Raw genomic sequence first — 13,197 nt, forward strand, 5'->3', positions numbered from 1 at the left:
CGCCCATGCATGCAGCTCTCATTGAAGCGGCCAATCGGCTGCGCCAGGCCGAACGTGGCGGGCAACCGTGCCCGCCGGTACGCGAACTGATCGCCAGCGCCCTTGCCGCAGATCCTTCTGCCGACTCGGTCGCCCTCGCCTATGCCGTGCAGCAGCACAACAACACCGCAGCCATCGAAGCCGGCGAGCGGCCGGTCGGGCGCAAAATTGGCCTGACCTCTCGGGCCGTCCAACAACAGCTCGGTGTCGATCAACCAGATTTTGGCCAACTGTTCGCCAGCATGGCCCGCGGTGACGACCAGCCGATTGCCTGGCTCGACACCCAACAACCGAAGGTCGAGGCGGAAATCGCCCTGGTGCTGGAACACGACCTGTGTCACGAACGTCACACGCTCGCCGATCTGATCCGCGCCACCGCATTCGCCTTGCCGGCCATCGAAGTTGTCGGCAGCCGAATCGCCCAGTGGGACATCCGCCTGGTCGACACCATTGCCGATAACGCGTCCTCAGGCTTGTTTGTCTTGGGCAGCCGTCCGGTGCAGTTGTCGCAACTGGATCTGGTGCGCTGCGGCATGAGCATGACCCTGGGCAGTGAGCCGGTGTCGGTTGGCGCCGGTGCCGCTTGCCTGGGCAACCCGTTGAACGCCGCAGTGTGGCTGGCCAACACGATGGCGCGCCTTGGTACGCCACTGCGCGCCGGCGACATTCTGCTGACTGGCGCCCTCGGCCCGATGGTCGCGGCGCGGCCAGGCGACGTGTTTACCGCACATATCCAGGGGCTGGGGAGCGTCACCGCTGCCTTCGACCTGCAATCGTGACTGGGGAACCTCGCATGAACCAGAAACTGAACATTGCCATCGTCGGCTCCGGCAATATTGGCACCGACCTGATGATCAAGGTCTTGCGCAACGCCCGTCATTTGCACATGGCGGTAATGGTCGGCATCGACGAGCACTCCGATGGCCTGGCCCGCGCCCGGCGCATGGGCGTGGCGACCACCCACCACGGCGTCGAAGGCTTAATCGAAATGCAGCAATTTGCCGAGATCGACTTTGTCTTCGACGCCACCTCGGCCACCGCCCATGCGTACAACGCGGCATTATTGCGCGATGCCAAACCCGGCATTCGCCTGATTGACCTGACCCCGGCGGCCATCGGCCCGTACTGCGTGCCGGTGGTGAACCTGGAACACAATCTGGATCAGCTCAACGTCAACATGGTCACTTGCGGCGGACAGGCAACGATCCCGATGGTCGCCGCAGTTTCGCGCGTTGCCCAGGTGCATTACGCCGAGATCATCGCTTCGATTGCCAGCAAATCCGCCGGCCCGGGAACCCGCGCAAACATTGATGAGTTCACGGAAACTACTTCGCGTGCGATTGAGGTGATCGGTGGTGCCGCCAAAGGCAAGGCGATCATTGTGATGAACCCGGCAGAGCCGCCGCTGATCATGCGCGACACCGTGTATGTGCTGTCCGAGCCTGTCGACCCAGCCCTCGTCGAGGCGTCTATCGAAGAAATGGTTCAGGCGGTGCAAGCCTACGTTCCAGGTTATCGGCTCAAGCAGCACGTGCAATTCGACGTCATCAGCGCCGACGCTCCGCTCCTGATTCCCGGACATGGCACTTTCAGCGGGCTGAAGACTTCGGTGTTCCTCGAAGTTGAAGGCGCAGCCCACTATCTGCCCGCCTACGCTGGCAACCTCGACATCATGACTTCCGCTGCATTGGCCACCGCCGAGCGAATGGCCCAGGCGATGCTGGGCGCCCGAGGAGTTTTGCAATGACTTTTAACCCTGGCAAAAAACTCTATATCTCCGACGTCACGTTGCGCGACGGCATGCATGCCATACGCCACCAGTATTCCTTGGGCCAGGTGCAAGCCATCGCCCGCGCGCTGGATCAGGCGCGAGTCGATTCGATTGAAGTCGCCCATGGCGACGGCCTGCAAGGTTCAAGTTTCAATTATGGCTTCGGTGCCCATACTGATCTGGAATGGATCGAAGCCGTCAGTGACGTGCTGACCCACGCCAAGGTCGCGACGCTGTTGCTGCCCGGTATCGGCACCCTGCACGATCTGAAAAACGCCTATATGGCCGGGGCGCGGATCGTCCGCGTGGCCACCCATTGCACCGAAGCCGACGTGTCGCGCCAGCACATCGAATACGCCCGCACGCTGGGCATGGATACCGTCGGTTTCTTGATGATGAGCCACATGATCGGCCCACAACAATTGGCTGCGCAGGCGCTTCTGATGGAGAGCTACGGCGCCACCTGTATCTACGTGGTCGACTCCGGCGGCGCAATGGGCATGCAGGATATCCGCGATCGTTTCCAGGCCCTCAAAGCCGTACTCAAGCCGCAGACCCAGACCGGCATCCATGCCCACCACAACCTGAGCCTGGGCGTGGCCAACTCTATTGTCGCGGTTGAGGAAGGTTGTGATCGCATCGACGCGAGCCTGGCCGGAATGGGCGCCGGCGCCGGTAATGCGCCGCTGGAGGTATTCATCGCCGCCGCCGAACGGCTGGGCTGGAGCCACGGCGCCGACCTCTACACCCTGATGGATGCCGCCGACGATATCGTGCGCCCGCTTCAGGACCGACCGGTGCGCGTTGACCGCGAGACCCTGGCCCTCGGTTACGCCGGCGTGTACTCGAGCTTCTTGCGCCATGCCGAAGTGGCTGCGCACAAATACGGCATCAAAGCCGTGGATATTCTCGTCGAGCTGGGCAAGCGGCGCATGGTCGGCGGGCAGGAAGACATGATCGTCGACGTCGCACTGGATCTTTTGAATTCGCGCAAGGAGCAACGCCCATGAGCACTGACATTGCACACATCGCTACAGCGCTGGATCAGGCCGCACGCAAAGTCGAGCCGGTCGCCCAGTTCAGTACCCGCAGCCCTTTCAGCCTCGACGACGCGTACCTGATTCAACGTGCTTCGATGCGCCATCGCTACGATGCCGGTGAACGCACGATCGGCGTCAAGCTGGGCTTCACCAGCCGCGCGAAGATGATCCAGATGGGCGTCGACAGCCTGATCTGGGGCTGGCTCACCGACGCCATGCTTGAAGAAGATGGCGGCGTCGTCGACCTGCAACGCTTCATCCATCCACGGGCTGAACCGGAGGTGTGCTTTCTCACCAAGCGCACCATCGACCGACCGCTGACCGCGCTTGAAGCGGTCGATTACCTTGAAGCCGTGGCACCTGCCATCGAGATCATCGACTCACGCTACCAGGCGTTCAAGTTCAGCCTCGAAGATGTAGTGGCCGACAACTGTTCATCAGCCGGCCTGGTGGTCGGTGCATGGTCCAGGGACTTCGCCAACCTGGCCAACGCCGGGGTGCTGATGCGCATCAATGGTCGGGTGGTCCAGGCCGGCTCCACCGCCGCAATCCTTGGGCATCCGTTGCGCACTCTGGTACAGGCTTCGCAGTTGTTGGCCAAGGCGCAAATCGCCCTGCCTGCCGGCAGCCTGATCATGGCCGGCGCAGCGACAGCAGCCGAAGCGTTGAGTCCAGGTGCACACGTCAGTGTGGAAATCGCCGGTTTCGGCGAATGTGGTTTCAGCATCGCAATGCAGCAAAGGGAGAAGCCATGAGCAGCAACCGAGCCACTATCGTACCCGGCAAAGCCACACCCCGCGGGCGCTTTCCACATATCAAGCGCGCCGGTGATTTCCTCTACGTGTCGGGCACCAGTTCACGCCGGCCCGACAACAGTTTTGAAGGCGTGGAAGTCGACGCCATGGGCACCACGCGCCTGGACATTGGCGCGCAAACCCGGGCAGTGATCGAGAACATCCGCGACATTCTCAACAGCGAAGGTGCAAGCCTTGCCGACCTGGTCGAGATCAGCAGCTTTCTCGTCGACATGAACGACTTCGACGTTTACAACCAGGTCTACGCGCAATACTTCAACGAAACCGGACCAACCCGTACCACCGTGGCCGTGCACCAATTACCACATCCGCATCTGCGCATCGAAATCAAAGCCGTGGCCTACGCCCCACTCAACGCTTAAGGACGACTCAATGGACAAGCATCATTTCAGTCCACCGCTGAACTTCAATCGCTGGATCGAGGAATACGCACACCTGCTAAAGCCGCCGGTAGGCAATCGGCAGTTGTGGAAAGACAGTGACACCATGGTCACGGTGGTTGGCGGCCCTAACCAGCGCACCGACTTTCACGACGATCCGGTGGAGGAATTCTTCTACCAGTTCAAAGGCAACGCGTACCTGAACATCTGGGACCGTGGCCAGTACGAGCGCATCGATTTGCGCGAAGGCGACATGTACCTGATGGCCCCCCATGTGATCCATTCACCACAGCGCCCGGAGCCGGGCAGCCTGTGCCTGGTGATCGAAAAAGCCCGGCCTCCAGGCCAGTTCGACGCCCTGCAATGGTCGTGCGCGCATTGCGGCACGCTGGTCAAACGCTACGAGCTGCAGCTGCAAAGCATTGTCAACGACCTGCCGCCCGTCTATGAACAGTTCTATGCCACCAGCGAGGCCGAACGTCGCTGTAACGGCTGCGGGGAAATCCATCCCGGGCGTGACTGGCAGACCTGGCACCGCACTCTGGAGGCAGTCAAACGCCCATGAAAATCGACATGCATTCGCATTTTTTCCCCACCATCAGCCAGGCCGAAGCCGCTCGCCTAAGCCACGACCGTGGCCCGTGGCTGCACGCCAGCGGGCGTACCGGCCAGATCATGGTCGGCGACAAACCGTTTCGCCCGGTGCACGACGTGTTGTGGGACATGAACCGTCGGATAGAACACCTCGACGAGCAGGGCCTGGACGCGCAGATCATGTGCGCCACGCCGGTGATGTTCGCCTACGACGCGCCCATCGAACGTGCTCTGCCCTGGGCGCAATTGATGAACGACCGTGCGTTGGAAATGACCGCCGTGTCACCGAAGCGCCTCAAAGTACTGGCTCAGGTGCCTTTACAGGACATCGACGCCGCCTGCCGCGAAGCAAGTCGCGCCAAGGCTGCCGGCCACGTGGGTGTACAAATTGGCAACCACGTAGGCAATCGTGACCTCGACCATGAAGGCCTGGTCACTTTTTTCACCCACTGTGCGCAGGACGACATTCCCGTACTGGTTCACCCATGGGACATGATGGGTGGCGAACGCATGCGCAAGTGGATGCTGCCGTGGCTGGTGGCGATGCCGGCGGAAACCCAACTGGGCATTTTGTCGTTGATCTTGTCTGGCGCCTTTGAACGTATTCCGCCGTCGCTACGCTTGTGTTTTGCCCATGGCGGAGGGGGGTTTGCCTTTTTGCTCGGTCGCGTGGACAACGCCTGGCTGCACCGCGACATCGTCCGTGAAGACTGCCCAAACCTGCCATCGAGCTACGTCAAACGCTTCTTCGTCGACTCCGCCGTATTCGACCCGCGCTCTTTGAAGTTGCTGGTCGACGTGATGGGCGGCGACCGGGTGATGCTCGGCTCCGACGCCCCTTTCCCGCTGGGCGAGCAAAGCATCGGTGCCGGTGTGATCGAACACCCTGAACTGGATCAACCGACCAAGGTCCGAATTCTGGGCAGCAACGCCGAAGCATTCTTCGGGCTCTGATCCACCGGGAGTAAAAAAGCCCTGCTGCGAGTGATCGCAGCAGGGCTTTTTCCTTTAGCGAACCATCAAAACTTGTAGCGCACCCCCATCTGCAACCCTTCCGGGTTTTCGTTGCGCAGCGGGCTGTCCAGGTTCCAGCTGATCGGGTAACGCACCTCCGAATCGCGGTTGTGGTGGACATAGCCATACACAGCGTAAAGGTCGGTCTGTTTGTTGAAGTTGTAGATGTACGCCAGGTTGATACCACTGGCGTCGCTCAATGCTTGGTTCTTGCGGTCATCTTTGTAAACCACGCTGAACGCAATGTTCTGGGTGTCCCGGAAGTTGTGCCGGATACCCAGTTGGAGGTCGCTCCCGTTGGACTCGAAGTCCACCCAGGGCGCGTAGGCGTAGTAACCGACATACCGGTGATAAACCGCCGTCAGGTCCGTGGTGCCCATGGTGTAGACCATGGTGAAGTAGGCATCGGTCGCCTGCTCCATGGTGTGTTTATCCCACAGGTTGCGCTGGTATTTGCGATCCACCGCGGCGGCGAAGTACCACGGGCTGTCCGCCCAATAATCGATGCTGGTGCTATAAACCACGCCGTCGCGGCTGCCGTCGTTTTCTCCCAGGGTGGCCATGCCGCGAAACTGATAACCCTCGTATCGCGGGCTGATGTACATCAGCGAATCGTTCTCTCGCCACGGTGCATAAAACACCTGAACGTTGTTGATCAGGCTGTAGTCGTTGCCGTAGAGCGGGTCGGCGTAGCCGTAGCTGTTGGCCGACGGAGTGTCCTGGCGACCGGCGCTGAGGGTCCCCCAACGCTCGGAAATTACCTGGTAATAGACTTCGCGTTTACCGGTCGAATCGTCGGAGTGAGGGTTGTACATGGCTTCGTAGACAGCATTGAGTTTGATGTCATCGGTCACCTCCTGCGTCCACTTGAACTGGATCCGGTTGGCACTCAGGCCCGCGCCCGTCAGCCGATCCACGGTATCGCCTCCCGAATGTGCCACTTCGTACGTCAGGTCGACCACCCCAGACACCTTGAACTCGGCGTAGCAAGCACCACTCATCAATGGAATGGCGAACAATAGTTTGCGCATAAAAAACTCCGGACACTGCGAAAGTGCTGATCGGTGGCTTGTCGCCAAACCACCGCCAGACTTTCCTTATTTATTTTTATGGTGAATCGTCGGTTACTGCGTGATCAGTCTCGGGACGGCCACGGTTTGCTCGGGGCGTCGAAATTCGGCTTGCCCAGCAACGGCGTCGACAGTGCGTAGAAGCCGTGGTTGGTGAAGACCCAGATCAGGTTGCGGTCGTATTCGGTGTAAGTGCCGTGGGTGAGGTTGCCCATGGCGTAACTCGCCACGTTTTTGGTATCGAACGGCGGTACGAAGTAGGCCCCGATGGCCGGTTTGCCGGGCTCGCGCACATCAAACACTTGCACGCCGGCGTTATAGAACGCGTACGGCAGGATGCCCTCGCGCGAGATTCCCGGTTGAGTGTAATAACCCGAACGCTTGGGCCCAAAGCTGCCTTTGCGCTGGCAGTAGTCGGTAAAAGCCGCTTCTTTCGGCGGCGTCGGGCGTGGCAGCACATACTCGATGGACGGCTTCTGCGGGTCGCTGACGTTGACCGCGAAGATGTCTTTTTTCGCCTCGAAGCAATCTTCCGACAGCGGGTAGCCGCTGAAGTAGATGATCCCGGTTTTCTCAACCTGGGAGACGTCGATGTTATCGCCCTCGGTGCCCGCCACGCTTACCGGAAACTCCAGGTGACCGACCACTTTCATGTTGTCCGCCTGGGTGATATCGACCACGTAGAGGCCCATGCCGCCCATCGCGGCGTAGCCATATTTGCCGCCCTGCTCGACGGTTTTCGGAATAAACAGCGACATGCGTGCCCCCATCCACGAAGCCCTGTTGCCGGCACGCGGGTTGGCCTTGAACACGGCTTCATGCTGTGGGTCGCCGACGACTTGCCCTGGCACGGTGAGCATTTGCAACAGTTTCGGGTTGCTTGGGTCCGACATGTCCCAGGACTGGTAACCGGCGTTGTACAGGTCATTGGGGTATTCGGTGAGTGCGTACTTGTCGCTGGGCGCTGCCGCCACGTACATCACATCGCCGCCGAAGTAGGCCGGGATGTCGCGCACGCCAGAGCCCTGTTGCTCGCCAATCGGCGCGTCGGGATGCTCGATGTCGCTGGTGCGGGTAGCGATCAGTTTCCAGTCGGCCGGCAGCGGCCCGTTCATCTCGTAGACCTTGAAGCCCTTGAGGTGCTTGGACTTGCGGATGGCTTCAACTTTGTCCGGCTCACGGTACTTGTCATTCAACACGCCAAAACGCCGCACTTCGAAGGACTGGACCATGATGTATTTGCCCAGCTTTTTGTTCCACTGCACCGTGGCCGCGCCAAACATATCATCGGCGGCGTACGGGTTTTCTTCCGCACCCGGACCGTCCGGGCCCCAGGTCGAACCCTTGGTGAACACCAGCTTCACGTCCTTGGGATGCGTGATGTCGAAGATCTTCAGGTTGCGGCGCACGTACTGGTAGAGGTAACGCTTGCCGTCGAAATCGACTATGTTCTGCCAGGTGTGAAACGGCTCGACCGTGATCGGGTAATACGCCTCGACGGTCATGTTCTTGATGTAGCTTTTGGTGTCCCAGTAATCCAGCTCACCGGCAAATGGCTCGCCTTCGTGACTGAACGGAGTCGCCACCGGGTGGGTGAACTTGCCAGTGGTTTTGTCCATGCCATAGCTGCCCGGCGCCGGCATCGGTGGAATCTTGTCCACGGACATCGCAGTCTGCTGTTTGACGAACGGGTCGGTGATGTTGACCGGCGTCGAGTTGTCCGCGTAGACGCTGCTCCACAGTCCCAGCATTACGCAGGTGGTCAGCGCGCTTTTGAGGAACGGCGCACGGGGTTTGTTGGGGAGTCGCATTGTTTTCATTATTCACTCCAGGGGTGGTGCCCGGTTGGGCAGTACAGGTAATTACCAACCGTTGTGGTTGGTTGAAAAAAGCCTGCCGGTGGCGTGCACCGGCCTCACAAAATGTCGATGGGGTAATCGGTGATCAGCCGGAAGTCGTCCAGGTCGCCCGAGCCCTGGTCGCCGTTTGCCCGATGCCAGGCCTGGCGCGCCCGAACGCTCAAGCCTTTGGCGGGCCCGGACTGGACCACGTAGCGCACTTCCAGATTGGTTTCGTGATGTTTGCCGTCATCGCCATAGCGTCCGGAATAAGGGCCAGTGGCGGCAATGCGGCTACCGTCGATGCCCCAGCCGCGCACGTAGCGGCTCATGAAGGTCAGGCCTGGCATTCCGTAAGGCGCCAGTGACAGGTCGTAACGCACTTGCCAGGACTTTTCCTGAGGGCCGTTGAAGTCGGAAAACTGCGCCGCGTTCGGCAGCTGAATCGAGGAGCCCTGATCGTTGCCGTTGCGACCATTGCGGTCTTTGTCACCCACGCCCAGGTAATCGAAAGGCGTGTCGCCGTCGATCTTCTGCAACCCCAGCAGCCAGCGATGTGCGCCATGACGCCAGAAGGTCGACAGGCCGACACTGCTGTTGTTGATCTCACCGGCCTTGGCCCGGCCCTCATCGAGCGTGCGGTAGGCTGTCAGGCCCAGCCCGAACTGATTCAGCGCATCGACATCAATACGGCTTTCGAGGCTGGCGTAGTACTGGTTCCAGAGGTCCTCGAAACGCGAGCCGTAGAGGCTGACGGTCAGATCCGGTGCCAGTTGATAACTGCCACCCAGGTAGTCCGCCGTTGGCGTGGTAACGCCGGCCATTACCGCCCATAGATCGCCATCGGCGTTGGTGGTCACCGGGCTGGTTGCGGAAGTGAAATGCCCGGCTTGCACTTCCAGCCCTTCGACTTCGCGACTGATCAGCGACAAACCAGTGGCCGTCTGCGGCACGATGCGAAAATGGCTGACGCCGAACACCGGATTTTCCAGGCGTTGTTCGCCAACCTTCAGAATGCTGTTGGACATCCGCAGCTTCAACGCTGCGCCGGCCTTGGAATAGTTGTCTGCCGGTTGCCCGTCATCGTGCACCGGCAAGTTGCCAGTGCCGGATTTGTCGGCTGGTGCATCCAGCTTCAAACCCAGATAGGCAAACGCATCCACACCAACGCCGAAGGCGCCTTCGGTGAAGCCGGAGGAGTATTGACCGAGCACGCCCTGGGTCCAGTCGCGAGCATCGCGCCGACCGTCTTCCTTGCTGCGATTGAAATAGGAATTACGCAGCAAGACCTCGACGCCGCTGTCCGCGATAAACCCGTTCCCGGGCGCCGTCAGTTGAGCCGCGAACGAAGGTAACGCGCAGGCGCCGGCCAACAACAGAACGGTGGTTCTGGTGTGATTCATGACAACCCCAATGTGTAAGGCGAGCCGAAACGTGATTTATCGGCGCGCGCAATCGACTCCGACACGCAGGTGCCCGGTCAATGCATCAGCAGAAAAAAGTGCCTGACCGTCCTTGGTCAGGCGGAGCCACTCAGCGTTGCAGTGGCAAAGGCTTTGGCGCGTCCGTCAGCACGGGGGCCTTTTGCCGAAAGCGCATGAAGTAGATCAGCAGGATCACAGCCAGGAACGGCACACCGCAGAGCAGCGTCGGCGCAAACTCTTCGGTGAACAGGGTGGTGATCATCACTGCCAGCATCAGCAGCAACCCGGCGAGGCTGGTCCATGGGTAGCCCCACAGTTTGAAGGCCAACGGCTGGCCGGCCTGACGGCGACGGAAGAACAGGTGCGTGAGGAAAATCCCGGCCCAGGTGAACATTGCCCCGAACATCGCGATGGACATCATCAAGGTGAAGGCTTTTTCCGGGTAGGCCAGATACAACAGCGTGGCCAGACCGATGCCCCCCGAAGACAGCAACAGTGCAGGCAACGGTACGCCTTTGCTGTTCAGGCGACCAAACACCGAGGGCGCCTGACCGGCCCGCGACAAGCTGAACATCAAGCGCGTGGTGATGTAGAGCTGGCTGTTCATAGCTGACAATGCCGCGATCAGAATCACCGCGTTAAACACCGCGCCCGCATAAGGCACGCCGGTCGCCGCCATCACCGTGACAAACGGGCTCTGACCCCCACTGTTCTGGCCCCAAGGCACAATCGCCAGGACCAGCGCGATGGTCAGCAGGTAAAAAACCACCAGGCGTACCACGGTGATACGGAACGCGCGAGTCACCGCACGCTGCGGGTCCTTGGCCTCGCCGGCCGCCACCGCGATCATCTCGATGCTCAGGTAACTGAAGAACGCGACGATCACCGCCACCCAGGTACCCCACCAGCCGTTCGGAAAGAATCCCCGGTCATTGGTGTAGTTGGCAAAGCCGATGCTGGTATCTGCCGGAGCCCCGTACACCACGTAAGCGCCCAACAGAATGAACACCACGATCGCGCAAAGCTTGATCAGCGAAAACACATATTCAATGGCGCCAAATACTTTGACGCTGAAGGCGTTGGCGACGATCAGCGCCATGGAAAACGCGACCATCCAGTAGCCGCCCGGCACGTCCGGGTACCAGTACTTCATGTACATCGCCGCAGCGGTGATTTCTGTGCCGACCGCGAACACGATCGACGACCAGTAGGCGTAGCGAATCGCGAAGCCAAACCACGGGGCCACGTAGAACTCGGCGAAGGAGCCGAACGATCCCGAAGTGGGGTGGCGCACCGTCATCTCTGCCAGGCAGCCCATCAATAACAACGCAATCAGGGCGCCAATGCCATAGCTCACCAGAACGCTGGGGCCGGCAAAACCGATGGCAAAACCGCTGCCCAGAAACAGCCCGGTGCCGATGGCGCCACCAATGGCGATCATCGACAACTGGCCGCTGGTGAGGCTTTGCTTCAAGCCTTTTTCACGGTCTATCAAGTGTTCGAAGGTGCTGGTTGTTTTTGTCATTGCACTATTGCTCCGAATCGGTGGGAGGGGCTCAGGTCACTGACTTGCGAGCCAGGAATTCCGGGCGGTCCCATTCTTTTTGTTCGAGGATTTCACGCAAGGCACCCACGCTGTCCCAAATATCCACATAGCGGATGTACAGCGGGGCAAAACCAAACCGCAGGATGTCGGGCGCACGGAAATCGCCCACGATGCCGCGCGCGATCATTGCCTGCATCACCGCGTAAGCCTGTTCATGGGCGAGCGACACCTGACTGCCGCGCTGTTCGCCGTCACGCGGGGAGCGCAACTCGATGCCCAGGCCGGCCAACTGCTGATCGCACAGCGAAATGAACAGGTCGCCCAGGGCTACGCTTTTTTGCCGGAGCAGCTTGAGGTCGACGCCATCGAATATCTCCAGTGCCGCTTCCAGCGCCAACACGCCCAGCTGCGGTGCAGTACCCGTGAGCATGCGATCGATGGTGGGATGAGGACGGAAGTGATGGTCAAAATCGAACGGCTTGGCATGCCCATGCCAGCCCGTGAGCGGTTGACGAATATGCGGGATGTGCCGCTCGGCGACGAATACAAACGCCGGCGCACCAGGGCCACCGTTGAGGTATTTGTAGCCGCAACCCACGGCGAAGTCGGCATTGACCTCATTCAACGCAATGGGCATGGCACCGGCCGAATGGCACAGATCCCAGACCACCAGGGCGCCAACTGCTTGAGCCCGTTCGGTGATGCGTGCCATGTCGTAGCGCTTGCCAGATTTGAAGTTGACATGGGTGAGCGACACAATCGCCACGTCTTCATCCAAGGCATCGAGTATGTCGTCCGGCTCAACGCAGCGCAATTGGCTGCCCATCAGTTCCGCCACGCCATCGGCGATGTAAACGTCAGTCGGAAAGTTACCGCGCTCGGCAAGAATAACGCTGCGACCAGGACGCAGGCGGATGGCGGCGACCAGCACTTTAAACAGATTGATCGAGGTCGAGTCGGCAACAATCACTTCGTGCCCGTGTGCGCCAATCAATTCGGCAATTTTCGCTCCGGTACGCTGCGGCGCTGGGTACCAGTCGGCATCGTTCCAGGAGCGAATCAGGCCTTGAGCCCATTCCTGTTTGAGAACTTTCTCGATCCGCGCGGGAATGTGCGCCGGCATTGCGCCCAAAGAGTTGCCATCAAGGTAGATTTCGCCCTCGGGCAAGTCGAAACGCTCACGGGAGTCACGCAACTCATCAAGCTGATCAAGGTGTTCAAAGTCCGCTCGGGTGGCGGGGGTGGACATGGACATAAACGCTCCTTTTGAGTTTTTCTTCTTCTAGTGAGGCTAGCGGGTCGCCTACTGATCGGGCCCAAGACGGGCGTCGATCTTCCTTGCACTGCAAACTGGCGTGTAGGCCGCTGCGAAGTGCCATGATGCTAACCGCACATGCCATTACCCGAAAATAGAAAAGCATGCGCTAGGTATTCTGGGCCGTTATAGCTGGCGAACATTAACCGCAATAGTTGAGGACCAGTATCTGAAAGCAGATGCGAGCCGGCACGACGTACCGGATGAGGAATAGGTCCCTTAGCACTGGCACCATTGGTGAGGACCTTCAGGCACTTGATGACGCGGAAGTGGCAAAAACGCTGGCGAAGTGTCTATCGCTGCCCGTCTTGAAGGGCTGCAATCGGCTGATTCTGTTCAAAAGGTAGTTCC

At 60.0% G+C, this 13,197-nt stretch carries 12 protein-coding genes; 7 read left to right on the plus strand and 5 right to left on the minus strand.

Annotated elements, in window-relative coordinates:
* Positions 1 to 5 precede the first annotated feature (5 nt).
* Genes L9059_RS13105 through L9059_RS13135 form a run of 7 tightly spaced genes read left to right on the plus strand, consistent with a single transcriptional unit; the run spans position 6 to position 5,593 of the window.
* Positions 6 to 818 (plus strand): 2-keto-4-pentenoate hydratase, encoded by an 813-nt coding sequence (locus tag L9059_RS13105; protein ID WP_247291417.1) that lies wholly within the window; start codon positions 6 to 8, stop codon positions 816 to 818.
* 14 nt (positions 819 to 832) lie between these two features.
* Complete coding sequence (locus L9059_RS13110; protein ID WP_247291419.1) at positions 833 to 1,786, plus strand: acetaldehyde dehydrogenase (acetylating); 954 nt, start codon at positions 833 to 835, stop codon at positions 1,784 to 1,786.
* Positions 1,783 to 2,820, plus strand: coding sequence for a 4-hydroxy-2-oxovalerate aldolase (dmpG, locus tag L9059_RS13115; protein WP_247291421.1), 1,038 nt, complete (start codon positions 1,783 to 1,785; stop codon positions 2,818 to 2,820). The genes L9059_RS13110 and dmpG overlap by 4 nt, the downstream gene beginning before the upstream one ends.
* Positions 2,817 to 3,605: a 2-keto-4-pentenoate hydratase gene (locus L9059_RS13120; RefSeq protein WP_247291423.1), complete on the plus strand. Its 789-nt coding sequence runs from the start codon at positions 2,817 to 2,819 to the stop codon at positions 3,603 to 3,605. The genes dmpG and L9059_RS13120 overlap by 4 nt, the downstream gene beginning before the upstream one ends.
* Positions 3,602 to 4,027, plus strand: coding sequence for a RidA family protein (locus L9059_RS13125; RefSeq protein WP_247291426.1), 426 nt, complete (start codon positions 3,602 to 3,604; stop codon positions 4,025 to 4,027). Before L9059_RS13120 ends, L9059_RS13125 begins: the two co-directional genes overlap by 4 nt.
* Before the next feature lie 10 nt (positions 4,028 to 4,037).
* Complete coding sequence (locus L9059_RS13130) at positions 4,038 to 4,610, plus strand: 3-hydroxyanthranilate 3,4-dioxygenase (protein ID WP_247291428.1); 573 nt, start codon at positions 4,038 to 4,040, stop codon at positions 4,608 to 4,610.
* Positions 4,607 to 5,593: an amidohydrolase family protein gene (locus tag L9059_RS13135; RefSeq protein WP_247291431.1), complete on the plus strand. Its 987-nt coding sequence runs from the start codon at positions 4,607 to 4,609 to the stop codon at positions 5,591 to 5,593. The genes L9059_RS13130 and L9059_RS13135 overlap by 4 nt, the downstream gene beginning before the upstream one ends.
* Before the next feature lie 65 nt (positions 5,594 to 5,658).
* Here the strand turns inward: L9059_RS13135 and L9059_RS13140 are convergent, their stop codons facing one another.
* From L9059_RS13140 to kynU, 5 genes are all read right to left on the minus strand, one after another.
* The gene (locus L9059_RS13140) at positions 5,659 to 6,684 is read right to left on the minus strand and encodes a porin (protein ID WP_247291434.1); all 1,026 of its coding nucleotides are present in this window, start codon (positions 6,682 to 6,684) and stop codon (positions 5,659 to 5,661) included.
* A 104-nt stretch (positions 6,685 to 6,788) separates the two neighbouring features.
* Complete coding sequence (locus tag L9059_RS13145; protein ID WP_247291436.1) at positions 6,789 to 8,543, minus strand: LVIVD repeat-containing protein; 1,755 nt, start codon at positions 8,541 to 8,543, stop codon at positions 6,789 to 6,791.
* 95 nt (positions 8,544 to 8,638) lie between these two features.
* A complete protein-coding gene (locus tag L9059_RS13150) occupies positions 8,639 to 9,964 on the minus strand; it encodes an OprD family porin (protein WP_247291438.1) in 1,326 nt (441 codons plus the stop codon).
* 130 nt (positions 9,965 to 10,094) lie between these two features.
* Positions 10,095 to 11,510 (minus strand): amino acid permease, encoded by a 1,416-nt coding sequence (locus L9059_RS13155; RefSeq protein ID WP_247291439.1) that lies wholly within the window; start codon positions 11,508 to 11,510, stop codon positions 10,095 to 10,097.
* A 31-nt stretch (positions 11,511 to 11,541) separates the two neighbouring features.
* On the minus strand, positions 11,542 to 12,786 hold the full coding sequence (kynU, locus tag L9059_RS13160; protein WP_247291440.1) for a kynureninase: 1,245 nt from the start codon (positions 12,784 to 12,786) through the stop codon (positions 11,542 to 11,544).
* Positions 12,787 to 13,197 lie beyond the last annotated feature (411 nt).

The sequence above is a fragment of the Pseudomonas violetae genome, assembly GCF_023072615.1.
In the GTDB taxonomy this organism is placed as follows: domain Bacteria; phylum Pseudomonadota; class Gammaproteobacteria; order Pseudomonadales; family Pseudomonadaceae; genus Aquipseudomonas; species Aquipseudomonas violetae.

Bases quoted from the DNA above. Each gene is read 5' to 3' on its own strand.
- L9059_RS13105 (WP_247291417.1), top strand. From the start codon at position 6: ATGCATGCAGCTCTCATTGAAGCGGCCAATCGGCTGCGCCAGGCCGAA.
- L9059_RS13110 (WP_247291419.1), top strand. From the start codon at position 833: ATGAACCAGAAACTGAACATTGCCATCGTCGGCTCCGGCAATATTGGC.
- dmpG (WP_247291421.1), top strand. From the start codon at position 1,783: ATGACTTTTAACCCTGGCAAAAAACTCTATATCTCCGACGTCACGTTG.
- L9059_RS13120 (WP_247291423.1), top strand. From the start codon at position 2,817: ATGAGCACTGACATTGCACACATCGCTACAGCGCTGGATCAGGCCGCA.
- L9059_RS13125 (WP_247291426.1), top strand. From the start codon at position 3,602: ATGAGCAGCAACCGAGCCACTATCGTACCCGGCAAAGCCACACCCCGC.
- L9059_RS13130 (WP_247291428.1), top strand. From the start codon at position 4,038: ATGGACAAGCATCATTTCAGTCCACCGCTGAACTTCAATCGCTGGATC.
- L9059_RS13135 (WP_247291431.1), top strand. From the start codon at position 4,607: ATGAAAATCGACATGCATTCGCATTTTTTCCCCACCATCAGCCAGGCC.
- L9059_RS13140 (WP_247291434.1), bottom strand. From the start codon at position 6,684: ATGCGCAAACTATTGTTCGCCATTCCATTGATGAGTGGTGCTTGCTAC.
- L9059_RS13145 (WP_247291436.1), bottom strand. From the start codon at position 8,543: ATGAAAACAATGCGACTCCCCAACAAACCCCGTGCGCCGTTCCTCAAA.
- L9059_RS13150 (WP_247291438.1), bottom strand. From the start codon at position 9,964: ATGAATCACACCAGAACCACCGTTCTGTTGTTGGCCGGCGCCTGCGCG.
- L9059_RS13155 (WP_247291439.1), bottom strand. From the start codon at position 11,510: ATGACAAAAACAACCAGCACCTTCGAACACTTGATAGACCGTGAAAAA.
- kynU (WP_247291440.1), bottom strand. From the start codon at position 12,786: ATGTCCATGTCCACCCCCGCCACCCGAGCGGACTTTGAACACCTTGAT.